General features: G+C 55.1%; 30 protein-coding genes and 2 pseudogenes. 18 read left to right on the plus strand and 14 right to left on the minus strand.

Annotated features, from left to right (window positions below; genetic code table 11):
• Positions 1 to 14 precede the first annotated feature (14 nt).
• From AB4P96_RS14190 to AB4P96_RS14250, 13 genes are all read left to right on the plus strand, one after another.
• Positions 15 to 569 carry a phage baseplate assembly protein V gene (locus AB4P96_RS14190; protein ID WP_395600979.1) on the plus strand — a complete coding sequence of 185 codons (555 nt, stop codon included), beginning with the start codon at positions 15 to 17 and terminating at the stop codon, positions 567 to 569.
• A gap of 55 nt (positions 570 to 624) precedes the next feature.
• Positions 625 to 843, plus strand: coding sequence for a hypothetical protein (locus AB4P96_RS14195; RefSeq protein WP_395600904.1), 219 nt, complete (start codon positions 625 to 627; stop codon positions 841 to 843).
• 6 nt (positions 844 to 849) lie between these two features.
• A complete protein-coding gene (locus AB4P96_RS14200) occupies positions 850 to 1,176 on the plus strand; it encodes a GPW/gp25 family protein (protein WP_395600905.1) in 327 nt (108 codons plus the stop codon).
• Positions 1,173 to 2,054 carry a baseplate J/gp47 family protein gene (locus tag AB4P96_RS14205; RefSeq protein WP_395600906.1) on the plus strand — a complete coding sequence of 294 codons (882 nt, stop codon included), beginning with the start codon at positions 1,173 to 1,175 and terminating at the stop codon, positions 2,052 to 2,054. The genes AB4P96_RS14200 and AB4P96_RS14205 overlap by 4 nt, the downstream gene beginning before the upstream one ends.
• Position 2,055: 1 nt before the next feature.
• Positions 2,056 to 2,745 (plus strand): phage tail protein I, encoded by a 690-nt coding sequence (locus AB4P96_RS14210; protein ID WP_395600907.1) that lies wholly within the window; start codon positions 2,056 to 2,058, stop codon positions 2,743 to 2,745.
• Positions 2,742 to 4,694 carry a phage tail protein gene (locus AB4P96_RS14215; RefSeq protein ID WP_395600908.1) on the plus strand — a complete coding sequence of 651 codons (1,953 nt, stop codon included), beginning with the start codon at positions 2,742 to 2,744 and terminating at the stop codon, positions 4,692 to 4,694. Before AB4P96_RS14210 ends, AB4P96_RS14215 begins: the two co-directional genes overlap by 4 nt.
• Positions 4,691 to 5,122: a phage tail protein gene (locus AB4P96_RS14220; RefSeq protein WP_395600909.1), complete on the plus strand. Its 432-nt coding sequence runs from the start codon at positions 4,691 to 4,693 to the stop codon at positions 5,120 to 5,122. The genes AB4P96_RS14215 and AB4P96_RS14220 overlap by 4 nt, the downstream gene beginning before the upstream one ends.
• A gap of 102 nt (positions 5,123 to 5,224) precedes the next feature.
• Positions 5,225 to 6,397, plus strand: a complete 1,173-nt coding sequence (locus AB4P96_RS14225; RefSeq protein WP_395600910.1) for a phage tail sheath subtilisin-like domain-containing protein — start codon at positions 5,225 to 5,227, stop codon at positions 6,395 to 6,397.
• 12 nt (positions 6,398 to 6,409) lie between these two features.
• Positions 6,410 to 6,916 carry a phage major tail tube protein gene (locus tag AB4P96_RS14230; RefSeq protein WP_395600911.1) on the plus strand — a complete coding sequence of 169 codons (507 nt, stop codon included), beginning with the start codon at positions 6,410 to 6,412 and terminating at the stop codon, positions 6,914 to 6,916.
• Positions 6,917 to 6,922: 6 nt separating this feature from the next.
• A complete protein-coding gene (locus tag AB4P96_RS14235) occupies positions 6,923 to 7,231 on the plus strand; it encodes a phage tail assembly protein (RefSeq protein ID WP_395600912.1) in 309 nt (102 codons plus the stop codon).
• A gap of 146 nt (positions 7,232 to 7,377) precedes the next feature.
• Complete coding sequence (locus tag AB4P96_RS14240) at positions 7,378 to 10,488, plus strand: phage tail tape measure protein (protein WP_395600913.1); 3,111 nt, start codon at positions 7,378 to 7,380, stop codon at positions 10,486 to 10,488.
• 9 nt (positions 10,489 to 10,497) lie between these two features.
• On the plus strand, positions 10,498 to 11,352 hold the full coding sequence (locus AB4P96_RS14245) for a phage tail protein (RefSeq protein WP_395600914.1): 855 nt from the start codon (positions 10,498 to 10,500) through the stop codon (positions 11,350 to 11,352).
• Complete coding sequence (locus tag AB4P96_RS14250; protein ID WP_395600915.1) at positions 11,327 to 11,533, plus strand: tail protein X; 207 nt, start codon at positions 11,327 to 11,329, stop codon at positions 11,531 to 11,533. Before AB4P96_RS14245 ends, AB4P96_RS14250 begins: the two co-directional genes overlap by 26 nt.
• On the opposite strand, the gene AB4P96_RS14255 is transcribed toward AB4P96_RS14250, so the two are convergent.
• Positions 11,530 to 11,988, minus strand: a complete 459-nt coding sequence (locus AB4P96_RS14255) for a hypothetical protein (RefSeq protein ID WP_395600916.1) — start codon at positions 11,986 to 11,988, stop codon at positions 11,530 to 11,532. The two genes, AB4P96_RS14250 and AB4P96_RS14255, sit on opposite strands and share 4 nt — an antisense overlap.
• 83 nt (positions 11,989 to 12,071) lie before the next feature.
• Between AB4P96_RS14255 and AB4P96_RS14260 the strand changes: the two genes are divergently transcribed.
• Genes AB4P96_RS14260 through AB4P96_RS14270 form a run of 3 tightly spaced genes read left to right on the plus strand, consistent with a single transcriptional unit; the run spans position 12,072 to position 14,237 of the window.
• Positions 12,072 to 13,118 carry a phage late control D family protein gene (locus AB4P96_RS14260; protein WP_395600917.1) on the plus strand — a complete coding sequence of 349 codons (1,047 nt, stop codon included), beginning with the start codon at positions 12,072 to 12,074 and terminating at the stop codon, positions 13,116 to 13,118.
• A 58-nt stretch (positions 13,119 to 13,176) separates the two neighbouring features.
• On the plus strand, positions 13,177 to 13,710 hold the full coding sequence (locus tag AB4P96_RS14265) for a glycoside hydrolase family 19 protein (protein WP_395600918.1): 534 nt from the start codon (positions 13,177 to 13,179) through the stop codon (positions 13,708 to 13,710).
• Complete coding sequence (locus AB4P96_RS14270; protein ID WP_395600919.1) at positions 13,707 to 14,237, plus strand: lysis system i-spanin subunit Rz; 531 nt, start codon at positions 13,707 to 13,709, stop codon at positions 14,235 to 14,237. Before AB4P96_RS14265 ends, AB4P96_RS14270 begins: the two co-directional genes overlap by 4 nt.
• On the opposite strand, the gene AB4P96_RS14275 is transcribed toward AB4P96_RS14270, so the two are convergent.
• Positions 14,234 to 14,512 (minus strand): hypothetical protein, encoded by a 279-nt coding sequence (locus AB4P96_RS14275; RefSeq protein WP_395600920.1) that lies wholly within the window; start codon positions 14,510 to 14,512, stop codon positions 14,234 to 14,236. The genes AB4P96_RS14270 and AB4P96_RS14275 overlap by 4 nt on opposite strands.
• A gap of 65 nt (positions 14,513 to 14,577) precedes the next feature.
• Positions 14,578 to 14,797, minus strand: a pseudogene (locus tag AB4P96_RS14280) (DUF159 family protein); the annotation flags it as partial.
• 158 nt (positions 14,798 to 14,955) lie between these two features.
• Here AB4P96_RS14280 and AB4P96_RS14285 point away from each other — a divergent pair.
• Entirely contained in the window at positions 14,956 to 15,381 is a 426-nt protein-coding gene (locus AB4P96_RS14285; protein WP_177013449.1) for a LexA family transcriptional regulator, read from the plus strand.
• Entirely contained in the window at positions 15,374 to 16,648 is a 1,275-nt protein-coding gene (umuC, locus tag AB4P96_RS14290) for a translesion error-prone DNA polymerase V subunit UmuC (RefSeq protein ID WP_395600921.1), read from the plus strand. The genes AB4P96_RS14285 and umuC overlap by 8 nt, the downstream gene beginning before the upstream one ends.
• A 3-nt stretch (positions 16,649 to 16,651) precedes the next feature.
• Here umuC and AB4P96_RS14295 read toward each other — a convergent pair whose 3' ends face one another.
• From AB4P96_RS14295 to AB4P96_RS14345, 11 genes and pseudogenes are all read right to left on the minus strand, one after another.
• Entirely contained in the window at positions 16,652 to 16,861 is a 210-nt protein-coding gene (locus AB4P96_RS14295; protein WP_305453948.1) for a hypothetical protein, read from the minus strand.
• A gap of 177 nt (positions 16,862 to 17,038) precedes the next feature.
• The gene (locus tag AB4P96_RS14300) at positions 17,039 to 17,776 is read right to left on the minus strand and encodes an abortive infection system antitoxin AbiGi family protein (RefSeq protein ID WP_395600922.1); all 738 of its coding nucleotides are present in this window, start codon (positions 17,774 to 17,776) and stop codon (positions 17,039 to 17,041) included.
• Between the two features lie 268 nt (positions 17,777 to 18,044).
• Positions 18,045 to 19,031 (minus strand): hypothetical protein, encoded by a 987-nt coding sequence (locus AB4P96_RS14305; RefSeq protein ID WP_395600923.1) that lies wholly within the window; start codon positions 19,029 to 19,031, stop codon positions 18,045 to 18,047.
• A gap of 713 nt (positions 19,032 to 19,744) precedes the next feature.
• Positions 19,745 to 19,921: pseudogene (locus AB4P96_RS14310) on the minus strand (integrase); the annotation flags it as partial.
• A gap of 145 nt (positions 19,922 to 20,066) precedes the next feature.
• Positions 20,067 to 20,627 carry a fasciclin domain-containing protein gene (locus AB4P96_RS14315; RefSeq protein ID WP_017136558.1) on the minus strand — a complete coding sequence of 187 codons (561 nt, stop codon included), beginning with the start codon at positions 20,625 to 20,627 and terminating at the stop codon, positions 20,067 to 20,069.
• A gap of 991 nt (positions 20,628 to 21,618) precedes the next feature.
• Positions 21,619 to 22,029 carry a VOC family protein gene (locus tag AB4P96_RS14320; protein ID WP_099547932.1) on the minus strand — a complete coding sequence of 137 codons (411 nt, stop codon included), beginning with the start codon at positions 22,027 to 22,029 and terminating at the stop codon, positions 21,619 to 21,621.
• Between the two features lie 217 nt (positions 22,030 to 22,246).
• Positions 22,247 to 22,573, minus strand: coding sequence for a DUF2388 domain-containing protein (locus tag AB4P96_RS14325; RefSeq protein WP_099547931.1), 327 nt, complete (start codon positions 22,571 to 22,573; stop codon positions 22,247 to 22,249).
• 110 nt (positions 22,574 to 22,683) lie between these two features.
• Complete coding sequence (locus AB4P96_RS14330) at positions 22,684 to 23,115, minus strand: hypothetical protein (protein WP_099547930.1); 432 nt, start codon at positions 23,113 to 23,115, stop codon at positions 22,684 to 22,686.
• Positions 23,116 to 23,259: 144 nt separating this feature from the next.
• Positions 23,260 to 23,478 carry a hypothetical protein gene (locus AB4P96_RS14335; protein WP_099547929.1) on the minus strand — a complete coding sequence of 73 codons (219 nt, stop codon included), beginning with the start codon at positions 23,476 to 23,478 and terminating at the stop codon, positions 23,260 to 23,262.
• A gap of 47 nt (positions 23,479 to 23,525) precedes the next feature.
• Entirely contained in the window at positions 23,526 to 23,867 is a 342-nt protein-coding gene (locus AB4P96_RS14340) for a hypothetical protein (protein WP_099547928.1), read from the minus strand.
• Positions 23,868 to 24,514: 647 nt separating this feature from the next.
• Positions 24,515 to 25,960, minus strand: a complete 1,446-nt coding sequence (locus AB4P96_RS14345; protein ID WP_395600924.1) for a serralysin family metalloprotease — start codon at positions 25,958 to 25,960, stop codon at positions 24,515 to 24,517.
• Positions 25,961 to 26,060 lie beyond the last annotated feature (100 nt).

Consider the following 26,060-nt stretch of genomic DNA (forward strand, 5'->3'; position numbering starts at 1 on the left):
CGCAGCATGACCGCATGATCGCGGCCATGCTCAAGCCTTGTTATGTGGTGGCCGTCGACCTGGCGGCATCGCCGCCCGCTTGCCGGGTTTCAGATGGCGAGTGGACAAGCGCCTGGGTGCGCTGGCACAGCCTGGCTGCGGGTAAGGCGCGCCATTGGCGTGCGCCAAGCCTTGGCGAGCAGGGCGCGCTGTTCAGTCCAAGCGGTGAGGCCGCCCTGGGCACGTTTATCCCGGGGCTTTACGGCAACGCCGGCGCGCCGCCCGATAACCGTGACCACGTGGAGGTGTGGCGGTTTGATGATGGCGGTTCGCTGGTCTACGACTGGCAAGCCAAGTCCTACACCATCACTTTGCCCAGCGGGACGGTAACAATCAAAGTCGGTTCTACGGCGGCCATCGTTACGGATAACGCTGTAGCCGTTAAGTCTGGAAAAATCAGTTTGACCGGTGATGCAATCAGTCTGACCGGCCAGGTCACTATCGACGGACCGTTACACGTAACGCAGACCATCACCGGTGCCGCTGACATTCTGGCTACCGGCAATAGTGACAACCACCACAAGCACTAACACAGCTATCCACGACAACCCGCCCTGTGCGGGTTTTTTTATGACCGGAGGAAACATGGCCAGGCCACTCAAAGGCGACAGCGCAGAACAGAACACACCGCCAAACAGCGCGCAGGTGCGGTACCGCGACAAGGTGTATCGAACTCGGATGATCATCCTGCAGGACGGTCGCGCACTGCCGGTGGAGGCCTTCACCGTTACCGTAACGGCAGACGATGAACCGGCCCTGAAGTACCTGGCTGAGCATCCCGAGTTTGAGCTGATCAAGGAGTAATGCCCGATGATGGGAATGGATCGCCGTACCGGTCAGATCATTACCGGCATCGAGCATCTGCGGCAGTCCATTGAAGACATTTTAGGCACGCCCTTGGGCAGTCGTCGCATGCGGCCGGAGTACGGCAGCAAGCTCCGCCGTTACGTCGATCTGCCTGTGTCCGCAGGCTGGAAAAGCGCCGTGCAAGCCGAGGTTGCGCGCGCGCTTGGCCGTTGGGAGCCGCGTTTGAGGCTTGGAGGTGTGCGGGTGACGGGTGTTCTGGACGGAAAAATCACACTGGAGCTGAAAGGCGAATACCTGGGCGACAGCCAATTACTTGAGGTGTCCGTATGAGTACCGTGGATTTGTCGGCGCTGCCGGTGCCTGAAGTGCTAGAGCCTTTGGATTTTGAAGCGGTTTATGCCGAGGAGTTGGCGACCTTTCGTTCATTTATGGGGGATAACTGGAGCGCGCCGCTCGAAAGTGATCCAGTCGTAAAGCTGCTGGAAGTAGGCGCCCTTCGCCGGTTGCAAAACCGCGCCCGGGTAAACGACAACGCCAAAGCGTTGTTGCTGCCTTATGCCCAGGATGGCGACCTAGACCAGCTCGCCTCTAATGTCAGCATTCGGCGCTTGGTGATCCAGGCCGAGAATTTGACCACTTTCCCTCCTACGCCGAAAGTTATGGAGTCGAACGACGCGTTGCGTGAACGGGTGCAGCTGGCCTTCGAGGGACTGACTACGGCGGGGCCGCGAAACAGTTACATCTTGCACGCGCGCAACGCCTCGGCGCTGGTGGGTGACGCCACGGCCGAAAGTCCGTCGCCGGCGGTGGTGGTTGTAACGGTGCAACACCTTAACGGCCCTGGCACTGCCGATGAGGCGCTGTTGGATCAGGTAGAGGCGTACTTGAGTGAAGACAACATCCGGCCCCTTGCAGACAGACTCAAGGTGCAGGGCGCCGAGGTAATCAACTATCGCGTGGATGCGGTTTTGCATATGGAAGGCGCGGGGCCTGAAAACGAGACCTTACGAACCGAAGCAGAGCGACGCCTTGCGGCCTGGGTGAATCCTAGACGCCGATTAGGTGTCGAGGTTGCCCGCTCTGGTGTCGATGCTCAGTTGCATATCAGCGGTGTCAGGCGCGTGGAGCTGATTGGTTGGACCGATATACGGCCAACTAAGGCCCAGGCGGCCTACTGCACGGGTTTTACCGTGAAGCTGGGTGACTGATATGAAAAGCCTGCTGCCGCTCAATGCCACCACGCTGGAGCGCGCCATAGAGGCCGCGACGGACGAAGTAACCGAAATCCCTTTGCGCACCTTATACAACCCGGACACGTGCCCTGTGGCTTATCTGCCGCTGCTTGCCTGGACGTGGTCTGTCGATCGCTGGGACAACAATTGGTCGGAGGCGGTAAAGCGTTCGGTTATTCGTTCATCGTTCTTTGTGCATGCCTACAAGGGCACTGTGGGAGCGTTGCGCCGAGTGGTTGAGCCGCTGGGGTATTTGATTGAAATCCAGTCGTGGTGGCAGACCACCCCTATGGGCGAGCCTGGAACCTTTGCCCTCAAGGTTGGCGTGCTGGAAACCGGTATCACTGAAGAAATGTATGCCGAGCTGGAAAGGCTGATTGATGACGCCAAGCCCGTCAGTCGGCACCTGACGGGGCTGGCTATCAGCCTCGAAACTACTGGCCCGATTAACATTTTCGCAAGTGCATACGACGGGGACGAGATTGATGTTTATCCGCCGGTACTTCGGGATATCGAGACTACCGGTGTTATTGGCGGCGGCGGTCGCGAGCATTCCATTGACGAGCTGGAGGTTCACCCACCGCCGCCGGCCTCTATTTCGATTGATTGCTATATCGGTGTTCCCGGCCGCGAACATTCCATAGACCTTTTGGACGTATATCCATGATTGATGTTAATTCGCAGTTCTTCGCCATCCTGACGGCTGTTGGTGAGGCCAAGCAGGTCAAAGCCGATGCAGGGCAAATGACTTGGAAACTTACTCACATGGCCGTAGGGGATGCAAACGACACTAACCCGATACCGGACCGCTTGCAGAAGTCATTGATTAATGAGCGCCGGCGTGCGCCATTGAACTCGCTGGGACCTGACCCAATTAACCCTGGAATTCTCGTAGCCGAGCAGGTTATTCCGGCTGACGAAGGCGGGTTCTGGATTCGCGAATTGGGCCTGTTCGATTCGGACGGGGATCTGGTCGCGGTGGCCAACTGCGCGCCGAGCTATAAGTCGAAACTGTCACAAGGCTCTGGCCGCACGCAAATCCTGCGTATGAACTTCATCGTCAAAAGCTCGACGAATGTGCTTTTGCAAATTGACCCATCAGTTGTACTGGCCACGCGTAAGTTTGTGGAAGACTCGGTGCTTAATGCAGTCAACGCGCTGGACTACAAGGCTTCTGTGTTGGTCGCCACTACCGCGCCGATTGTGCTGGCGGGTGTGCAGACCATTGATGGTTTGGTTGCCCCGGCCGGTTCGCGGGTGCTGGTAAAGAATCAAGATAAACCGGCCGAAAATGGTATTTACCTTGTCGCTGCTGAAGGTTGGGTCCGTGCCGCCGATTCGGACAATGGCACCAAAGTCACGCCAGGCATGCAAGTTGTTGTAGAACGGGGCACAGTAAACGCCGATACGTTGTGGCTGCTATCGACTGATGGGGCTATCGTTGTCGGGACTACAGCGCTGAGCTTTAAAAACATTACACAAGGCTTGGCTCCGATTAACGCGCCGGCGTTTAAGGGCGCGGCAACGGCTGAGTCCGCGTCTCGATTTGATAGCTCGCAACTGTTGGCGACTACTGAGTGGTCGCGTCGTCAGGGCAAGACGTATTCGGGGAGTACCGCGATTAATAACAGCGGTTCGATTCTTGCTGCTGCGGTCGGTCAAGTAACAGTGCTATTTGGTGACGCGGCCAGCACAATCAACCTCCCGGTTTCTTCGGACCTGCCTATTGGTTCTACGGTCACGGTAATCTGTTACAACACCACATCGTCAGCGATAACCCGAGCGGGTACAGACCTAATATACGGCGCTGATCCAGGGCAATCGGTTAGCGTCAAAAGCCTGAAAATGATTTATGGAGATATTCTTGAACTTACGTTGCTGAACAACGCTGCCGGTGCAGGTGCGTGGTACGTTAGCGGCGGGAATATGATTGCCAGCGTGGTGGTTCCGCAATTTGATAGCAGCCAACGGCAAGCCTCTACTCAATTTGTCCAGCGCTCGCTTGGTAATCTGAGCGGGATAAGAATTTACGATACTGCGGCAAAATTAGAGCTGTCCGATTTTGGCCGCCTTATCCTTGCAAACTCCGGGGCTCAAATAACGCTTACTTTGCCAGCTATTGGTGGTGCGCAAAATGGATCAACCATTCATCTGAGAAACGTCGGTACCGCGCCCTTGACCGTTGTGCCGCCAGCCGGGGGGTCAATGTCGAATGTTGCGACAGTCCCACTTTCGGGTGTCGTCGTTGCTGCAGGAGCTTCGTTTGAAGCAACGGTGTTTGGTAATAACTATTTCTTTTCGGGCTCGGCATCTTTAAAGCATGAGTCAGAATTTGCCAGCTCGCCAAATCATCAAAAGTTGCCTGGTGGTGATATTGAGCAGTGGGGGCTCTATATTTCGGCTCCATCAGGTTCAGACACCGTTATCCCATTGCCCTTTGCGTTTTCGGCTGTGCCTACAAATATTCAATTGACGTTTGCTAACTTTACTAACGGTGAAAGTGTAGGCGGTTCTCCAGTGTTGCAAGCGAGAAATAGCACTCTCGGAAGTATCACTGTGCGAAATCTTTTTGGCGCGAACGCCTCATTCTTCTGGCGAGTAAGAGGTAAAGCATGACTGTTTTTTATAGTTCTGAAACAGGCTTTTTCTACGACGATCAGGTATGCACGTTTATCCCTGCTGATGTGCGGGAGTTCTCCGCCGAAGCCAGGGATGAGCTGTTAGCCCAAGTCAGTCATGGAAAGCGTTTGGTGTGTGGTCCGGACAACTGGCCGGTGGTGATAGATGCGCCGGTGCAGACAGGGGAACAGTTGGCCGAAGTTGAGCGGTATTGGCGTTCGGTGCAGTTGAGTGCCACTGACGCTGTGGTGACACGTCACCGCGACGAGATAGAAGACGGATCAAAAACCACGCTCACCGTCGATCAGTACACAGAGTTACAGGCCTACCGCCGTGCATTGCGTAATTGGCCGGAAGCTGGTGAGTTCCCGTTGAACGAACACCGGCCCCCGGCCCCTGATTGGCTTTCAGCGCTGACCCAATAAACGCCCCGCACTGACGGGGCGTTTTCTTTTCCGTTACGCGTAACAACAAACCCCTAACAGCCTCGCACTTGCGGGGCTTTTTTGTTTATGGAGATTGGGCACATGCCTACTACAAGTCGTTTTCACGGTGTGACCGTTACGCTGGTCGATACCGGTGCGCGGACTATCGCGCTGCCGTCGTCGTCCATTATCGGCCTGGTAGATACCTTTACGCCGGCGCCGGAATTCTCGGCGCAGCCCGGCGAACTCGTACTACTGACGCGTGATAGCGAATCGGTAGCAGCTTTCGGGCCTGACTCCGCAATCACCCGCGCAGCCAAGGCCATCTTTGCCCGTTCCAAGGCCGTGATCGTTGCTTGTGGTGTCGCGAAGCTTGAAGACAAGGCGCTGCAAACCTCGGCAATTATCGGCGGGGTGAAGGCCGATGGCACACGTACCGGCTTGCAGGCGTTGCTGGACGGTAAGAGCCGTTTCAATGCCCAGCCTCGTCTGCTGGTGGCCCCTGGTCATTCCGCTACGCAGGCAGTGGCTACAGCCATGGACGGCCTGGCAACTAAGCTGCGCGCCCTGGCCATCATTGATGGTCCTAACACTACCGACGAAGAAGCCCTGGAGTACGCCAAAAACTTCGGCAGTAAGCGTATCTACATGGTAGATCCAGGGGTTCAGCAGTTCGATACCGTGGTGAGCAAGACCATTGATTCCCCGGCATCCGCTTGGGCGGCGGGGATGTTCGCTTACACCGATGCCGAGTACGGATTTTGGGCGTCTCCGTCCAACAAGGAGTTTGTTGGCATCACCGGTACCACCCGCCCTATCGAGTTCTTGGACGGTGACGAAACGTGCCGGGCAAACCTGCTGAATAACGCGAACATCGCGACCATCATTCGTGATGATGGCTATCGCTTGTGGGGCAACCGCACGCTTTCCAGTGACGCGAAATGGTCTTTCGTCACCCGCGTTCGCACGGTCGATATCGTGATGGACGCAATCCTGGCCGGCCATAAATGGGCGGTGGATCGGAGCATCACTAAAACTTACGTCAGTGATGTGACCGAAGGTCTCAACGCGTTTATGCGCGACCTGAAGAATCAGGGCGCGGTGATCAACTTCGAAGTCTATGCAGACACCGAGCTGAATACGGCGACCCAGCTGGAGCAAGGCAAAGTTTATTGGAACATTCGGTTTACCGATGTGCCGCCGGCTGAAAACCCTAATTTCCGCGTTGAAGTCACCAATCAGTGGTTGACCGAAGTCCTCGACACTGCCGCCTAAGGAGGCCGCTAAATGATTCCTGAAGTATTGGTGAATACCAACCTGTTCGTGGACGGCATCAGCTTCACCGGTGACGTACCAAGCATGACCCTCCCAAAAATCGTGGTGAAAACCGACGAGTTTCGCGCTGGCGGTATGGGCGGGGCGATTGAAATGGATATGGGCCTGGAGAAGATGGAGGCCGGTTTCGTCACTACCGGCGTTCGCCGTGAGTCTATGAAGTTCTTGGGCCTGGCTGATCAGACCGCTTGTAATACGGTTTTTCGTGGGGCTTTTAAGGGCCAGAAAGGGCGCATTACCCCAGTGGTTGCGACCGTGCGCGGAATGCTCAAAGAGCTGGATTTGGGCGACTGGAAGGCCGGTGATAAGGCCGAGCTTAAGCACTCGATTGCCGTCACCTATTACAAGTTGGAAATCGACGGCCGCGTGATGTACGAAATCGACCCGGTAGCGTGCGTGCGCGTTATCAACGGTGTCGACCAATACGCGGCAATGCGTACCGCCCTGGGCCTTGGATAAAAGAACATGAAAACCAAAGACGTAAATGCATTGCCTGAGTGGCTGGAAATGACAGCGGACGGCGCCCGCGTGACGCTGAAATATCCGTTGGAAGTCAATGGCGTGAAAACCGATAAAGTCCCGATGCGTGCGCCGTGCTTGCGCGATCTGCGGGCCGCTGGTGCCACCAGTAACGGGGATCAGGAACAGCTAGAAGTCACCATGCTGTGCAGCCTCACAGAAATCGGTGAGAAGGACTTGGGCGCCATCAAGACGGTGGATTACAAGCGCCTTCAGGAAGGCTATTTTCGCCTGGATAACGAATTCGGGGTGTGACGCTGGGCAAATGAAACAGATGGCCAAACGTCTGGCGGCTGAGCTGCATTTTTCGGCCGCCGAGATTTTGGACATGCCTGCTTCAGACATGGTGTGGTGGCTCACGGATTGAGCCGCTATCAAGTCACCCGACATAGGGCTAGCACATGGCGAGTAAATTAGCGCTTGGCATCGTCATTGGCGGGGCCGTCAGTTCTACAGTGGGTTCGGCCTTCAAGGACGTTGAAAGCCGCATAAAGCGCCTGGAAGCCACCGGCGCAAAAGCCCGGGTGCTTCAAAACACCATTGGCGACACGATCCGACTGCGTGAGGAATGGCGTAAGGCGCACCTGGCTGGCGAGAAAGGGGCTAGCGACCTGCTGACCAAGCTGGACGCTAACCTGGCCAGCCTCAAGAAACAGGGTATTGAAGTTGGGCGCTTGGAAAAGGCCTATCAAACCTTGGGGCGCACGGCACACAACGCAGAGCTGAAGGCGCTGGGCCACCAGCAAATCAAGGCCGGCCGAGAGGGCATTAAAAGCACTGTCGGCCAGGCAGTTGCTTACACGGCGGCCGTGGCGGTGCCTACTAAAGTAAGCGCTGATTTTGGCGCCATTATTCGAGATATTGCGATCAAAGCGGGCATTGCCAATGCCCCGCAAGAAGCGCAGATGTCCAAAACGATTTTGCAGACCTCCCGTGATTCAGGGATGGGCCGTAACGAAGTCGCAGAGGTAGTTAACTCCCTGGTCGGCGCTGGCATGGATCTGGCTGAGGCTCTGTCTTATGCGCCTACCGCCGCAAAATTCGTCGTTGGGCAGGGGGCGGGTGCTGAAGACACGGCCAAGATGATCAACGCCTTGGGGCAGAACGCCAAAATTTCAGACCCCAAGGTTATGCAACAAGCCCTTGAAGCAATCGCCTATCAGGGCCAGGCCGGCAGCTTTGAGGCCAGCGACATGGCCCGATGGGCGCCGGAAATGCTGGCAGGTATGGGTAAGCTGGGTATTACCGGCATGGACGCGGTAACGCAGCTGGGCGCCATGCTTCAGGTGCAGATGAAAACTGCAGGTGGTGCCGACGAGGCGGCGAACAACCTCAAAAACTGGATGGAGAAAATCGGCGCACGGGATACCGTCACAGCCTACAAAAAGGCCGGGATTGATTATCAGGGTTCCATGCAAACGGGCTTGCAAAAGGGCATGTCTACGCTGGAGGCGAGCTTGGCGCTCGCTCAGCGCTACGTTGCTGCAACGGACCCGGCCAAGGCTAAGGCCATGGCCGAGGCTACCGCGAAGATCAACAAGGAAACGGACCCTGTAAAAGCCAAGGCCATGATCAACTCCTTGGAGCAGGCCTTGCGGACCGGCGATATTTTCGCAGACATGCAAGTTAAAGCCGCGCTCACGGCCTATACGCAGAACAAAGAGCTGTATGAGCAGCTTAAAAAAGACTCGAAATCTGCTACCGGTATTCTGGATAAGAACTTAACCGAGCGGCGCGAAGCGTCTGCGCAGAAGTGGGCCGAAATGGCGCAGAGCATGGATGACTCTATGCGCATGATCGGCGATGCAATCCGTCCTATGACAGATAGTGTTGCTGATGGTTTGGCCTGGGTAGGGCGTGGGCTTAGCTCGCTGGGTGATGAATCGCCCAAGGTGGTATCCAGCATTGCCGCCATTAGCGCGGGGCTTATCGCCTTTCGTGGTGTGGCTAGCACTGTGAAGATCGGCCGGGGGCTTTTGAACATTGCCCGTGGCGGCCTGCGTGGCGGTGATCCGAATATCCCTCAACGTGTGATCGTTACTAACATGCCAGTCGGCGGCCTTGACGGCCCTGGCATGGATTCCGTGGACGGTAAGCGCCGGAAGAAATCCAAAAGGGGTAAGTCAGGCACGACAGGCGCTGCGTCACCGTCGGCGGCACCCGCTGTTGCCCTGGGCACAGCGCGCGCCGTGCCAAGTGCCACGCGTGGTGGAATGAATACCGGCGGTATGGTCAAAGGTACGGCAGTGTTTGCTGCAGTCGATTCGTTGCTGATGGCAAAGGACACCTACGACAACGCAAAAAACCGCGACGAAATGGCCGAGGGGTACGGTGAGGCGGCCGGCAACTTGGCGGGCACGTTGGCCGGCGCAGCGGCGGGCGCTGCTATTGGTTCAATGGTGCCGGTTATTGGCACGGTTGTGGGCGGGTTGATCGGCGCCTATTTGGGTAGCACCGGCGGCCAAGCCCTCGGCGGTTACGCTGGTAAAAAAGCGTTTGGCAGTGATCCCGCGTCGAAGGTAATGCCGGCGGCCGGGCCGTTGATGATGACGGATGCCGGCAAGAATATCCCGCCTGTGCTGGGGGATATTGCCGAGTCGTTTAAAGCTACTCCGAAGGTGGCGGCGCCTGGGCCGTTGATGATGCTACGTCAGCCGGTGCCGTCAGCCACGGCGCCCGGGCCAGCATCGAGGGCGCAGCCCGTTACGCCGGAAACGAGTAACGCAGCGCCTGGGCCTACATCCTTATTGCGTGTAAAGCCTGTGCGTCTGGCTGTGCCTGATAAGTCGCTGGCGCCGCTACAAGCGGCCCCCGCGCGGACGGTCACGCCTGGTCAGCCATTGCCACCGGTTGTTCATGCGGTTACACCGCTGGAGCCGCTACGGGTCACGCCTGATCGGAACGTTGCGCCGCCTGCGCCGTTGCAGTCCGCCCAGGAGCGAGCTGTTGCGGCTATTCACCTACCGTCGCCTGTTCCACCCGCATTGGCATCTGTAACGCCGCTGCGTGACGCTTCTAAGCGTGATGCCGTACCTGTTCAGCCGTTGGCCCCAGTTGTGCGCGTTACGCCTCCTGTCGCACCCGTGGGAGCGCCTGAGCGCGCGCGCAACGGCCCGCTGTTGTTTCCGGTTCCTCTGGTGGTGCCTAGTCGCGCGCGGGATGATGTGAAATCTTCGCCGGCGCTGCTGCCTGATCGTGCGCTTGATGGTTCTGGCGTTACGCGTAACGCGCCAGGTGCTGAGGTGGGCGATTTGGTCAGGGCGTTGGCCCAGGCACCGGCGGCTAAGCCTGGCCAGGTTCTGCCGAAGCTACCAGCACCGGCAAAGCCTGAGCGTGCGAAGTTGGAGCAGGTGGTGCATGTGACCGCGCCGTTTACTTTGACCGTGAAAGGCGATGTGAAAGACGCGCAGCAGCTCGCCCGGGAGATCGAGCCTTACTTGCAGCAACATCGGCAAGAGATCAGCCGGCAGTTGTCGAGTGCAAGCCTGTTTGATGAGCCTCACGTGGGGTAAGGGGGAAGTATGGAAGATCCAGGGTATCTGGAGCGACTCCAGGCGGCGCTGAAGTACCTGGCTACCACCGGTGAGACGGGCCGGCGCAGCCTGGATGGGATGCTTGGCCCGCTGGATGGGGCTATTAGCGAAATCACGGGCGCCGCCTCAGAGCTTGAGGGGTTGCCTGTGATCGGGCCGGCCATGGGGGAAAAACTTCAGCGGGTTATGCGAGGCGTTAACGCGGCTCAAGCGAAAGTCGGCACGGTGCTGGAGACCTACAACAAGGCCTCCCGCGCAGTGTCGCAAATTGATGAACGTATGGGCGTGCTGAAGGAGCAGGCCGGAAAGGCCGGCGCCGCTATCAACCAAATCGCCGGCAAGGTCAGCCCGTCATTGGCCAATATCTTGCCCACCGGGACGTTTGCGGCGAATGCCACGCCGGCGCCGGAGGCTGTTAAACCGTATCCGCATCTGTTGATCATTCAGCCGCTGGACCCCAAGGAGGAACCCTATTTCTTCAACTTGGATACGGCGGCCTTTGACGAACTACGGCGCTCTACTGAGTTTCGCTGGGCTTCACAGGAGCGTTTAAGCCGCCGTCCGGCACAGCAGGCAGTAGGCATGGGCGAGGAAAAGATAACGCTCAAGGGCGCAATCTTTCCGGGTTTCAAGGGCGGATTGAAGCAGTTGGACACGCTGCGGCGTATAGGGGCAAGGCTGCAACCATTGGGCTTAACCACCGGCTACGGCGATGTACTTGGGAACTGGTGCCTTAAAAACATCGAAGAAGAACAGAGCGCTTTGTTGCAAGGCGGTATTCCGCGCAAGCAGGGCTTTACATTGGAGTTTGTGCGCTATGGCGACGACATGCAGAACGTCTGACGGGGATCTACTGGACACCATCTGCAATAACTTCTATGGCCACCTCAACGGCACCCTGGAGGCGGTGTTTGACGCCAATCAGGGGCTTGCCGATGAGGTCCAACCTTTCCGTGCCGGCGTGGTGATTCTGTTGCCAGATATCCCGGTAACGCGGGAAGAAGTCGTGATGTTGTGGGATTAGCTTTCGCCTGCGGCCTCTCGGCATTCGGCTTCGGATTTTAGGTAGCTGTCGTATGCGCTTTCGAACTGTTTGGCGTTATTGCCGATAAGCCCTTGCCATGATGACGCCGCGTCTATGGCAGCCTCATTGCACTTGTGGAAAGGAGTAAACAGTACGCCGAACCGCTGCGCCTCGTCCTGAAGCGCGGTCAAGGCCTGTGCCTGGCGGCGCCGCTGAACGGGGTCTATCTGCGGGTCTCTGAGTTGTTCCATTCCACGATCAACAGTTGCATTCAGCCGCTCAATAAACCCCCGCGCCTGTCCGGCGGTTGGCACCGCTTCGGGTTGTGCTGGGGCGCTGGGTGCTTGGGTTGCCGCTGGCTCTGGCTCACCCAGGTCAATGATTCTGAGCTTTTCCTGGGCCAAGGCTGGCAGGGCGGCGCAGGCAAATAGCACCGCGATGTAAGTCCGTTTCATTCATTTTCCCTTCTGGCTGGTTAATCAGCCGCAAATTCTATAACGGCCAGGCCTTGAGTCTATCCGTCATTCTGGATCGCCCAATGAAACCAACTTTCCGCATCGTTGCCGATGGGGCGGACATTACCGCCTTGATTAACGATCGGCTTTTGCTGCTGCGCACATCGGACAAGCCGGGGATGGACTCGGATGAGTTTGAGTTGCGCATTGATGACCGTGACGGCGCGGTATCGCTGCCCAAAAGGGGCGCAGGCATCGAGATCTATTTGGGCTATACCGGCGGACCTATGGCCCGCCTGGGGCGCTATGTTGTGGATGAGGTCGAGCTTTCCGGCCCCCCTGATACCTTGGTGATCAGAGGCAAGGCGAGCGATATGCGCGGCAGTGGTAAGACCATCCGCAGCGGTAGTTGGGAGAATGTGCCGCTGTCTGAAATTGTGCGCGACATTGCGGCCAGGAATGGCTGGCAGTGGGTGTGCCCGGTTGCAACGAAGGTGCCCCGGGCTGACCAGTTGAGCGAATCAGATTTTAACTTCATCACCCGCTTGGCCAAGCAATACGACTGTACCGCCAAGGTGGGTGACGGCAAGTTGTTGGTAATGCCCCGTCAGGGCGGCCAAAGCGCGAGCGGCAAGGTTTTGGGCGTCGTTACCCTAACGCGAAGTGACGTAAGCCGCTGGCAGTTTCGGCTAGGCGACCGTAGCACGCACAAGGCTGTGGCGACCAAGCATCAAGACAAGGCCACCGGGAAGTTATCCATTGTCTCCCTGGACAATGAGGACGCGCCGGCAGGCCTCCCCCCGGTTCATACAGACCGGCACATATACCCCAATAAAAGCGCCGCTGAGCAGGCGGCTAAAGCCAGGCTAGCGGCCTTTAACCGTTCTACCGCTGGCGTGCGCCTCGAAATGCCCGGGCGCACGGATTTGGTCGCTGAGCGGCAAATCAACGCCGTGGGGTTCAAGGTCGGGTTGGACGGTGAATATCTGGTGGACTCGGTAGAGCAAGTATTCACCCAGTCGGGCTGGAGTACGACGGTTGAATGCAATGGAGGCAAGAAAGGCAAAGCCAAAGCCAAGGGCAAGAAAAAGAAGAAAGCAGAAAAGCCGGTCAGAGTCGTCAACCTTTGAGCGGCGGCACGTATCACCTAAACCCGCAGCTTGCGGCTTGTTTCTGTTAGGAGTCTGTATGTCCATCACTCAGCAGCAGTTGCTGCAAATCCTCCCAAACGCCCGCCCAGTCGCGGGCGTTTTTGTTCCTGTGCTGAATGCCGCCATGGGCAAGTACGGGGTCGTCACCAGCCAGCGCATTGCTGCATTTATAGCCCAGGTCGGGCATGAGTCTTGCCAGTTGCGTTACGTGCGCGAGATCTGGGGGCCAACGGCGCAGCAACTCGGCTATGAGGGCCGCGCCGACCTGGGAAACATCGTTAAGGGTGACGGCTCCAAGTTCCGTGGCCGTGGCCTGATCCAGATTACCGGGCGGGCGAACTATGCCGCGTGCGGTGAAGCCTTGGGCATGGACCTAATCAACAAGCCGGAACTGGTCGAACTGCCGCAGAGCGCTGCGATGTCGGCTGCCTGGTTCTGGTCAACGCGCGGGCTTAACACGCTGGCGGACCAGGGCGACTTCGTGAAGATCACTAGGCGCATCAATGGCGGTGTAAACGGTCTTGAGGATCGCCTGGCGCTGTGGGAGCGGGCGAAAAAGGTGCTGGCATGACGCCCTGGCAGATCCTGGCGGCGATCCTGCTATCCATGGCCGTTAGCGCGGCCGGCACCTGGCAGGTTCAGGATTGGCGACTGGGCAAGCAACTCGCCGAGCAGCTAACCGAGCAAGGTGACGCGCACCAGAAAGATATCGATGCAATCACTGGGGAGGCCTGGCGTCAGCAGCAGGCCGAGCAAGACAAGCGCTTGGCCACCGAGCATCAGCTCGCCACCCTGGACCAACAACACACAAAGGAATTATCCGATGCCCAGCGCAACCAGGCTCTGCTGCGTGACCGCCTTGCTACTGCTGATGTGCGGTTGTCAGTCATTCTCGACGCCACGGATTCAGCCAGTGGCTGCGAAGTGCCTACCGCCCCCGGCGCCGCCGGCGTGGTTCATGCAGCCCGTCGAGCCCAACTTGACCCAGCGCATGCTCAACGAATTATCGCCATCACAGACGCCGGCGACCAAGGACTGATCGCGCTCAGTGCATGCCAATCGTATGTGCACCTGGTCAATGATAGGCAACTTCACTAGAACTCCTGAGTTCTATCCACCGCCGTCAGTTTCACCATCAGCTTGTGCCCTACGGTCTCGGTGTTCTCATAAAAGATATGGTCAATATCTTTAATTCTGAACTCCTGACCATCTGCAAGCGATCCCCAGGAACCCGAAGCTAATGCTCCAGGATTGAAACGTTCGCCTACGTGAAGAGCTTGGAATGGCGCCTGCGCCTCGGCGGTCCAAACTGGATCGTTTTCAAAGGTTTCTTCGAATACTTCAATCTGGTACTCGTTTTTTCTAATGCTCATTTCGATTCCTTTCATCGGTTGATTAGAGTTCAATCTTACAATGAAATGAAAAAGCGTGTTTCTAGCTTCGGCCCGCCTTCGTCCACCCTCTCAAACCAGTTATCGACGGGCGAGATTGTCCGGTGCGGCGCGGTCTTCTGCCAAGTGCGGCCGCCAGCCCTATCGCACCAGGTCGGCGTGCAGAACATCGCCCTGCAGGTAGAGGAGGGCGATTTGGGTTGTCGGGGCGACATTGTAGTGCTCAAGCGGCAATTCACCGACGGAGTTCGCCAAGGCATTGAGCATGCTCAGCGTTGCTACAAAGTTGTGGATTCCGCTGTGCTGTGGAAGTTTTCCTCACATACGCACCTCTCCGTCTGTCGAAATCTCCTACAGAAAAATTGACCGCAAGCGGGTGGCAAAGTTAACTGTACATTCGTACAGTATTTGCATAAGGCATCGCCATGAGCTTCAACATCTTGGGTCCAATCGCTAACGGGGGCGTCAAACTGCCTCTGTGCTCGTTCCACGTGCCGGCTGGCTTTCCATCCCCGGCAGCGGACCACATTGAGCAGCATATTTCCCTGGATGAAGTGCTCAATATTAGAGCCCCTCACGTGTACCTAGTGATGATCACGGGGGAGAGCATGCAGGGTGCCGGGATTTTTGAAGGTGATCTGGCGGTGGTAGATCGCTCGATAGAGCCCGCCCACGGGCATATAGTAGTAGCGCTGCTGAACAACGACCCCATGTGTAAGCGCCTCTGCAAGCGCGGCAAGGAAGTGATCCTGCTATCCGAAAACCCTAAGTACCCGGCGCGCTATGTTCTGGAGGGCGACGAGCTTTCGATCTGGGGCGTGATCACAAGCACAGTCCGCAGTCATGTCTAACTCGCCAGTTTTCGCACTGATCGATTGCAACAGCTTTTACGCCAGCTGTGAGCGCGTATTCCGGCCCGATCTGGCTAAGACGCCGATCGTAGTCCTTAGCAACAACGACGGCTGTGTGATCGCCCGCAGCTACGATGCGAAGCCCTTCATCAAGATGGGCGAGCCGTATTTCCAGATAAAGCACAAACTCAAACAGCACGGCATTGTCCCGTTTTCCTCAAATTACGCTCTGTATGGGGATATGAGTGAGCGAGTCATGACGCTGATCGAGAGCATGGTGCCCGCCGTCGAGATCTACAGCATCGACGAAGCCTTTGCCGACCTCACAGGCATTGTTGGGCTTGACGCACTCGGGCGGCAGATCCGTGCCAAGGTGCTTCGATGCACGGGAATCCCTGTAGGCGTCGGCATTGCCAATACGAAGACCCTGGCCAAGCTCGCGAATCACACCGCGAAGCGCCTTCAAGCGCAGACCGGCGGCGTGGTGAACATCACTGATCCGGTCAAGCGAGACTGGGTACTTCGCAACACCGACGTTTCTGAGGTGTGGGGCGTTGGCCGAAAAATGAAACTCCACCTCGACGCTCTGGGCATCAAGTCCGCTATGGACTTGGCCAAGGCGGATCCCTGGACGCTCCGCAAGAAGTTCAGCGTTGTTATCGAGAAAACGGCGCGGGAGCTTGCGGGTACATCGTGCCTAGAACTGGACGAACCAGACCCGCCGAAGCAGGAAATTTGCTGCAGCCGGATGTTCGGCAAGCGCCTGACGGAGTTGGCACCCATCCAAGAGGCGGTGGCCACCTACATGATGAGAGCCTCGGAAAAGCTTCGAGCTCAGCACTCGCTATGCAAAAAAGTCCGAGTCTGCATCCGCACCGGGATGTTCAACCCGGAGGAAGCGAAGTATGCCAATGGCGTGGTGGTGGATATGCCCTATCCAACAGACGACGTGAGATTGCTGACGAAGGCTGCCGTCGATGCGCTCGACCGCATTTTTCGGCCTGGCTTCAACTACAGCAAGGCCGAAGTAATGCTGCTAAACCTTTGTCAGCCAGGCGAGTACACCGACGATTTGTTCGCTATATCGCAGCCAGCAGAGGCAACAAGAGTCATGACGGTGCTGGACCAGATCAATGACCGGTGGGGAAGGGGAACGCTACGGTCGGCCAGTGTGCCGACGAACCCCGACTGGGGGATGCGCCGGGAGATGATGAGCCAGAGCTACACCACCAAACTGGACCAACTCTGGTCAGTGGCCTGCAAGTAGTGATTACTCGGGTGCCATTAGTACCGCCAGCGTGAGCTTGATGAACTCTTCGTTCTCATCGATGGTGTGCAAGGCGCCGCGCACATTCTCAGCCACGTCGGCAGAGCCGCGCTGCTCTACCCAGTTTGCAATTTCCACGATGGAAGCTTCAAGGGCCAACTGGTTTTCGTAAAGTTTGGAGAGCAGTGAAGGGAGTAGGTCTGAGTTCGGCATTGGTGTTCCTCTAGTGGAGTGAACAGTGTAGGAGCAGACGTTTGGTCGCCTGCACCAAAGTTATGAGTGTCCGCTCTCGACCCATAGCTGCCGTTCGGGAGGAGCTGCTTTCGGACAGAAAAGACGCTCCTTATGTCTGTAAAGCTACTCGGATCTTTCACACACTCAGCATCAACTCTAAAAGTCTTTTTCAATTTGCTCTAAAGAAATAACACTAGATCTCAAATTCTGAAGCTGAGCGCCATTATATTCTCCATCAACCTCCATTTGATTCAATATATTAAAGAGCACTATTCTATCCGCATCTTTTTGCACTATCACGTAATTTATGTCTTTAATATCAAAGCGCAGAAGATAATTATCAAATGTATGTTTATTATAAGCATCCTGTTCTGATTCAAACTTTTGAATGGGTATGCATTTTCGACCTTGAGCAAGAGTTGGCGTAAATCGCCATTCATTTTCCAAATAGAAATCCTTATCTGCCTCCCCCCCTCCAGAGCGCATCACTTTACCATTTAAAGGCTTTATGAGAGCTAACAACTCGAATAAATGATCAATGAATTTTGGCACCTGCGCTGGATGCACGTAGCATTCAGGCTGAGCTAAATTCAATATGCTGTATCTAAGTGCGCTATTTTCAGACAAATAGATCACAGGGTTCAAGCGCGCCCGGATGGCCCAGTCTCTAGACATTCCGAAGCCGAACCCACCGTAAAAGCCCACATGATCTTTTATTCTTGTTAATGGTATATCGCAAAAACTAACTAAAGGATAGGCAACATAACCTAACTGTTCGTTATACCACCTGAAGTCTTCTGAACAATAACGAGGCCAAAATCCTGTGCGAAGAATTTTGACTAGGGTTTCAATACTATCCGTGAAATGAAATAACGTATGTGATTTCGATCCCATGTCGCTGATTCTCCGAGTTGACTCTTTGCCTAGCATCATGAATCAGAAGCATTAAACATCGGCTTTAAAATATAAAACTGGAACTTTAGATTGAAAGCTGTCTGTGTCAGGTCGTTGCACTAAAACTGTCGTATTTGCGTATTTGCGTATTTGCGTATTCGCATCCTTAATTGCTCTCGATATTATCCAGAGTTTCCATAGTTAGAATTGCGCTACTGCAACGCCCAGCAAAATCCCGGACATACTTATGAGAAACTAACCGCCAGATTCATCCTGACTTAGATAGAGCAGATGCTTTTCTTTCGTTTCCCGAGAGCTTCGCTTCTGCTTCACCGGCGCTGATGATGTCATCCAGCAGACCATGGACATCAGACGGTGTTTTGTTTAGACGAACGCCTACGTAGGTTCCCTCAAAAGAGGACGCCGACGCAGTAATCTTTCGTTCCGCCCCAATAACCTTGGCCTGCCCACTGCCCAACATGAACCATCCAAAGTTGCTTCCTAACTGACTTAATACGTAAAGCCCAAAGCCAGAGTTGTCATAGATATTTTCTTCTTTCGTCAGTCCAGCGGTGCGACTAACACCCGGATTAATGGCCGTAATCAGAGCTTCCTCGTCGTTTTTTAGATCGTATGCCGTCCGTAATGTAGTACATACGCCCACCCCTTCATCAACGACTGCAAACTCAGCAGCGCCATTTCCCCATCGCTGACCGCATATGAAGCACCGGCTTGCACCAGAGTGTTCAAAAACGTTCCTGATTATTTCTCTAATTGAATAAGAATAAATCCTCAGATCCTTACTGTCGTCATGGGATCCGGCTAAAACTCCGGCAAGACTACGTGAAATCTGAATTATGCTCTCATACCAAGCTTCGAGGTCGCCGGATTTGGCGGCATCCTGTGGTTTCTCTATGACGGTTATAGGCAGATATGTTTGCGACCCCGTTGCTTCGCCGACCAACTTCCCCGCTTGAATATTAATAAAATCAAAAAAACCTAAATGCATCAGGTATGAGTGAGCCTGATTGGTGTCGCTCAATCCAGATCGCCAAGTTTCTAACCCTAGAGACTTACGATGACTAACCCAATTGCGTAATACCACTCCTAAAGCCAGCATGGACGTTGGCGTAGAAAATCCTAATGTACTGAAGTTTATTGTCACCTTGTCAGGATGTGTTTCGACCGCGCGCAGCCGTTCAAAAAAAGGATCTAAAGAGTCTTTGTCTAACTGGATAGGAAAATCAATTTTCATTTAATCTCCAAACCGGATCGAAGTGGCGGTCTGCATCTGCAGTTATAGTTATCTCGATTTTACCTGCTCGTAAACATCCTGCAAGTGGGTGCAGAAATTTATCTTCTGCTCAAAAAAGTGGTTATAAAAGAAACTACCAGTCGCTCAATAATCACTCAGCACAGCCTCGACTCCCCGAACTACCTGAAATGATAAATATGTAGAGTATTAACCGACGCACGTCTTTAAGCCAAGCAAAAGATTTGGTATGAATCAGCTTGGAAGATGCGACCCTGAGCATCACGGTCAGCTCAGGGTCGCAAGCGAACGTAGTCGAACGTCCGTTTTTTGGCCGAACGCCGCCTTACGATATGCATCATGAGGCATTGGCTGTTTGGTAGTTTGTGTTCGGTCGGCAGGACGCCGGGGAGGGGCAAAAACAGTTCCAAAACTAAAACCGCACCCCTTGTAGAATGCGGCCTGTAGCCCGGTCACTTTCCCTGAGTAATGGAACTCCGCAGGCCTTCAACGCCCCGGCCCGCTGGAGTTTGCATAGCGGTCTTGAAAACCGGCGGACGTTAATAGCGTCTCCAGGGTTCGAATCCCTGGTTTCCCGCCAAGATTTACACGAAAGCCCCGCGAAAGCGGGGCTTTTGCGTTTCTGGGGGTTGGTCGTGGCGGGTTTGTATTTGTTCCGCGTTCCATAGCTATTATGGAAGTGTTCCAGAACTTTTCTATTTTGACGGCTTCGCAGTGGCGCCAAGCCTTCTGTAAACGCGCTTTGCGATTTCCTGATTGCTATGCCCCAGCAACAGGCTTGCATCGCCAATATCCACGATTTCTGACCCCGCTTTGGGTCGAATATTCCTGAACTGATACCCGCCGATCTTTGCGGCAAGCGCCGGATCTCCCTGCCCAATTCAGTCACTACGATCGCCTCGTTAGCATCTGTGTAAAACAGTAGCGATGACATAGCTCTTCCTTGAATTGACAGTAACTGCCTATATGCGCGCCTCAACACCCGGCAAACTGCACGCCTGCCGGGTTCAAGAGCGTTTAAGGCATCAAGACCGAGTCGATAACGTGGATTACGCCGTTGGACTGCATAACGTCTGCGATGCTGATACTCGCCTTACCGCCTTTGGCATCGACAACCCAAAGCTTGCCGTCGTGCAGCTTAATATTCAGCGACTCCCCCTGAACTGTTTTCAACACAACGGTGCCGCCATTCTTCTTGGCGTCGGCCATCAGCTGTGCTGATGTATGTGTGCCAGCAACTACATGGTAGGTCAGAATTTTAGTCAGGTCGGCTTTGTGCTCAGGCTTGACCAGAGTTTCGACGGTGCCTGCTGGCAGCTTGGCAAAGGCTTCGTTTGTCGGAGCGAATACGGTAAAAGGACCTTTGCTGTTGAGTGTATCAACCAGGCCGGCAGCTTTGACTGCCGCTACCAGTGTGGTGTGGTCCTTTGAATTGACTGCGTTCTCCACGATGGTTTTGCTTGGGTACATCGCTGCGCCTCCGACCATCACAGTGTCGGCAGCAAAGCTGAGTGTTGCAGTAACGGAGAGAAACGCGAAGCAGGCTGCAGCAGCAATTTTTTTGTAAAAGGCGTGCATGATGAATCTCCTTGGCTCTTGTGCCCTCCGAGTGAGGGTATTGAATCTACGAGCCAACGATCAAAGTGGATGCACCTTTTCAGAAAATAACTTTTTAAGCGCAACGCCTGCCGGTTCAAACCTGTCGGTCGCTGTTCCTGACATTCCATCCACACTGAATGCCTGGGCAGGGGCGCAATTGTGATTTGTCCGTTCTTGGTCAAAAATGGTCATTCCACCTGCCTGCCAAATCAGCGACGATTCAGTATGAGTAGTTTAAAAAGCCCGAGATTCAAAAAAATCAGGTCTGTAATTGCGACAGTGTTGGTCGTCGTGATAGCAGGGTTTGTGCTGAGATACTACGAGGCAAAGGATGAGGCGAATATTGCGTTTCAGGAGTATTTACGTTCAAACCAACAGGTGACTACTCAGATAGGTAATGTTGCTTCCTTAACCTTGTTGAAACGGTTTGTATACGATGAAAGTGACACTGGGCCAGGTTTTCATCTTTACCTTTACTTGGTCAAAGGCGAGCATGGGAGCATGACTGTAGAAGTCAAAAGGATCGAGGGGAGCTCGCAGATTGTGATCAGTGATATACAGCAGTAGCTGAATCGCCCCGAATTTCGTAGGCACTCCTGGTGGTCGGCCATTTGCCGATATCCCTGACTCGATATCCTTTCGGCAGGTCGCCAGGCTATTCGACTTTCTTGCCTGGCAGATGGATGACAACGGATCAGCGATGACTCGCACCGCTGAGTGCTGGCTCGTCGAAGGCACAGATCTGCGCAAGATTCAGATCGCTCTCAACCTCGAGGTTTACCCGTTTGCGGACGAGCATGAGATGTACCGCGTGTTGTCTGATGTGGCTGTATCCCTCCCGCAGATGGCGGGTAGATGCCAGTTGCTGATTAGCGCTCGGAAAGTCGGTAGATAGCACCTGGTCACACAGTCAATTCAGCACATTCAGCCCGCGCAATGGCGGGCTTCAAGCCAATGCCGTGAGCGGCGCCTATCCCGCCACATGCAAATCGCCACGATGAGCGATGTGCACCTTGTTGCCATCTGGATCACGCAGGTACGCACCGTAGTAACCGTCACCATAGTGAGGGCGTTGGCCAGGTTCACCCTCATCAGATCCACCTGCAAGAAGCCCGGCTGCATAGGCGCTATCTACCGCATTTGGAGAGGGTGCAGTGAAAGCCACCATGCTGCCATTCCCTGCTTCGGCCTCATTGCGGTCATAAGGGCTGTACACATAGAAGCGAGGGAGAGCGTTATCTGGCTTGATCCAGCATGCCGAAGGTGGCCCGCCATCAGGGGTTACAGGCCGACGACAGAGCCCCAAAGGGATCAGCACCGCGTCATAGAAGCTAGACGCCTTATCAAGATCGTTTGTCCCAACGGTTACGTGACTGAACATCCTGTATTCCTGCTTACGAAGGCAAGGCGTTATCGTGTCATTTTGAAGGTGGGCGTGTATAGCGGTCGTCGGGTAAGACGTCGAGGGCACGTCTCGGCTCTCCAAATCGCAGACAAAGAAAAGCCCGCGATGGGGATTAGCGGGCTTAAAGGGATGTTCTCTAGGAGCTGGGGTAACCCTAAGCGCCCGAGTGTGAAAGGGATGTGAAAGGATGCGCTCAGTAGGACGCCGCGATCGCCTTGGCCAGTTGCATATCGGACATGAGCGGTGATCTGTAACTCAATCGATAGTGTCGGCAGGCTTGCTCAAACTGTGCTCCGCGAATCTCGCCGTCCGAACCTATGAACGCCAGTGCGTCAGTCTTGGCTGACTTGAATATCTTTGGCGGCTCGGTGGTGAGGGATGTGGTTGCCCCAATTAAAATGGTTGGCAAGGAAATGGTGATAAATATTCCTGCAGCGACAGGGTTGACGTTGTCACCTGATACGGCCTGTGTGCTGGCCGATGCCAGTAAGGCGATTGCCAGAGTCTTCCATGAATTCATGCTTCGATGCTTCCACTGCGATCAGAGCGGGCCACGATAGCAGAGCGGGGCGCCTGCCAGAAACAAGAAGCCCGGCGCTGGGCCGGGCTTCGATCTAACAGCGTCAGAACCTAACGATGCTTGTTCTTGTGTTTATGCTTGTTGTTGCCTTTGTGCTTTCTGCCATCGGATCGATGATTGCTCTCATCGTCCGCCAGGTTGTTTCCCAGCGCGCCACCCGCCGCGCCGCCGAGACCTGCACCGATAGTCGAGCCGGTTGTACCGCCGAGGCGATTACCAATCAATGAGCCACCCGCGCCGCCAATTCCTCCACCTAATGCAGCTTCCGCTCTATTGCCTTTTTGAGCACCGACAGCACTGCCGGCAGCACCACCTACGCCTGCGCCTACCGCCGCGCCCGTTGAGCCGCCGAGCTGTTGACCTACGATGTTGCCAAGTGCACCACCAACGCCGCCTCCAAGGGCGGCTGTGCCATCTCCGGCAGCCATTGCTCCTTGCGAAATGAGGACGCCCAGAAATAGGGCGGGCAGTGTCATTTTCATTTTGTGAACCTCTATGGGTTGTCAGCAGGCGCTCACGGTTTAAAGCACGCCTGTCATTGGGACTAGGACAAAAGTTTGAAGTTCTTTGCGGGTGGTGCCTGCGGGCAAATGGTTGTAACAAGATATAAGCGTACCGCCTTCACCTCATCCTCGCACACCATAGAAGTGGTTCAGCGCTATCAGCTCAACCACAGCCACGAAAACGCACAGCGCAACGAAGCCAGGGCTGAAGACTCGCTTGCGATTGGACGAGCCTGCGCCCATCCAGCCTGCGTCGCAAGCGCCAGGAATGACCATGAGGAACGTCAGCCAGGCAATGACCCCGACCTTGCTCCAGAAGCTCTGATTTCGCCATACTGTCATGCGTTATCTGTTATCCATGAATGTCATCGCCAGTCCACTTTTGGCGTCTACGGCTCGTGATACAAGAACATTCCCTTCTCGTTACTTTCATCGGCAGCGCTGAGCGCTCGAGCCGCCAAGGCCATCGTTTCACGGTATTGAAAGTGATGCCGGGGCGGCAGTACAAGCACGCTTGTCCACGAGGGGTCGCCTTCTATAGCCAGCGGTAGATTATGGCAAATCAGCTGATGCTCAGCAGATCTATTGCCCAGCGCGGCTCTTAATTCCTTAGTCAGATCCGATGCGCCGGGGCGGGTGTAGTAGTTAGCCAGCACCAGACCATAGGCCTTCAGCGCGCCTAAAATCTCACCTTGGTCTGACTCATCATTCAGCACAGCTACCACTGGCATATCGCGCTCCTTGCAATGCAGATTTAAGACTCTCGACTGCCGAATGGATGTCGGCGTTACTGGAACTCCATCCATGCTGGATGGGCCCACAAGCCAATGACAAGTTTTCTGACACAGAGATCACACTTACATACCAAGAGTAGGCATGATTACCCGGCCGCACTCTATGAGTTGGCCGGCTGTTACTTGAAGTTCGCGGGTGGGTTTCGCTGCATACCCGGCAAGGAAGCCAGCGGCGACAAGCGCAATGTACAGTAAGGTGTTTCTCAAAATCATGCTGGGCGCTCGCTAATTGATTGATGTAAAAGCAAGCAGCACTGATTCCAGATTATGCAAAAGGTTCCTGATGGTAGCCCTCATTGAGCTATGGTAATCACTGACGCTGGCGACCAAGGACTGATCATCAGGCACGTGATATTGCACACTGAGAACACTCAACTACTCTGATTGGATGCGTTCGTATTGCCGTCATCCGGTTTTTGATAGGGCACAATGGATAAGCGGCTCGCAGGTCTATCATTTTTGCTTACCCTAGGATGGGTTGCCACCGTGATAGCTGTAATGTGGTACTTCTACGACAATTAGTCTAAAGGCCAGTATCCACTTCTGGCTCCTCAGAACGCAGCGCCGGAGCGCCGCGCTTTACATCACGCCACGATGTCGCTGATGGCCGCCTGGCCCACGGTGGTGACGAGGAAATCGGCCACGCCGTGCCCGGAGAAGTCCACCGCCAAGGTGCCCAGGTTGGTACCCGAGGCATAGCTCAGCACAGCATCGCCGGCATGCCCGGTGAATGCATTGACGAAGCTCAAGCCTGCACCTTTGGTAATGCCCGACAGGTCGATCTTGTCGGAGCCCGAGGTGAAGTCGAAGATCGTGTCTGCAGCCCCTGGCCTGGAGTCGGAACTGGCACCATACACGAAGGTGTCGTTACCGGCGCCGCCCCACAGCTGGTCCGCACCGCCACCGCCGTAGATGATGTCGTTGCCGGCACCGCTTTTAATGATGTTGGCAGCGTTGTTGCCAATGATCAGGTCGTTGCCCGCGCCACCAAAAGCGTTCTCGAGGGTAACGCCCTTGGCGATGGACACGTTACCCACCAGGCCGCCGACGTCGGAGAACGCGCCTTCAGTGAGGTTGATCTTCTGGTTCTGGGTGAAGCCGGAGAAGTCCAGGGTGTCGTTGCCGCCACCGTCCCATACCGAGAACACCAGCTTGTCGGTATTGGAGGCGGCACTGTAGAAGTCCCGTCCGGTATTGGAGTTGAACCCGTAAGTGGTGTCGCCGGCGCGGGTGGCGTAGTTGGCGCCGTAGAGCTTCTGGATCGCAGCAATGTCGTCGATCAGCGGGCCGGCTGCATAGGCTTCGCCCCCGCCTTTACTGAAGTTTTGATGGGTGTTGTTCTCGTTCCAGTAACTCATCACGGAGTAGCCGTGTGTATCTTCGGCATATTTCGCATCCGAATAGGACGGCTGACCCACACTGGCATCGTAGGCGCCTGGGTGTTGCAGGCCAAGCGTGTGACCAATTTCATGGGTTAGCGTTTGACGGCCGTAATTGCCGTTCGCTGGCGTTAAATTTTCCTGGTAGCTTTTATTGGTATAAAACAGGGCGTCACTGTTTTCGCTGTTGTTTGGGTAGAACGCGAAAGCCGACCGGGCACCGCCATGCTGCAGATCATTGCTATAGTTACCCAAGGATATATGTCCGTCGCCTCCGCTTTTAGATTCACGGAATGAGATATTAGCGACGTCCGACCAGGATTGGAACGAAAGGGCTGCCTGGGACTTTTGTTGTGCGTAGAAAGCGGTGAAGCCGGAAACTTTCTCGGCGGCGTAAGATTTACTTTCTGAGGTCAGAAAGCTGTAGGTGAAATTGTATTTGCCGTTATGGTCATTGTCGCCCCAATAGTAACCGCCTCGGGTTATTTCATCCGTTGCCTGCGTAATGGTGTAAGACGGCTTTCCATTTAAATTAAATCCTCCTCGATCATAAGCGTGTGAAAAATTCAGGAGGCTTTGGTAATCTTCACTCGTCTGGATTCCTGCCGAAGAGGCAGTTGGATTAACAAGATTTTTCGTTGAGACAGTCATAAGTTTACATTCCTTCGTGTCCATTGAGCGTGGAGTGCTATAGGCTTATCACGTGTTCGCTGTTTTCTTGTTGTGTTGATCTTTATAAAGGAGTTATGCG

Source organism: Pseudomonas sp. B19125, assembly GCF_044218855.1.
Lineage (GTDB): Bacteria > Pseudomonadota > Gammaproteobacteria > Pseudomonadales > Pseudomonadaceae > Aquipseudomonas > Aquipseudomonas edaphica.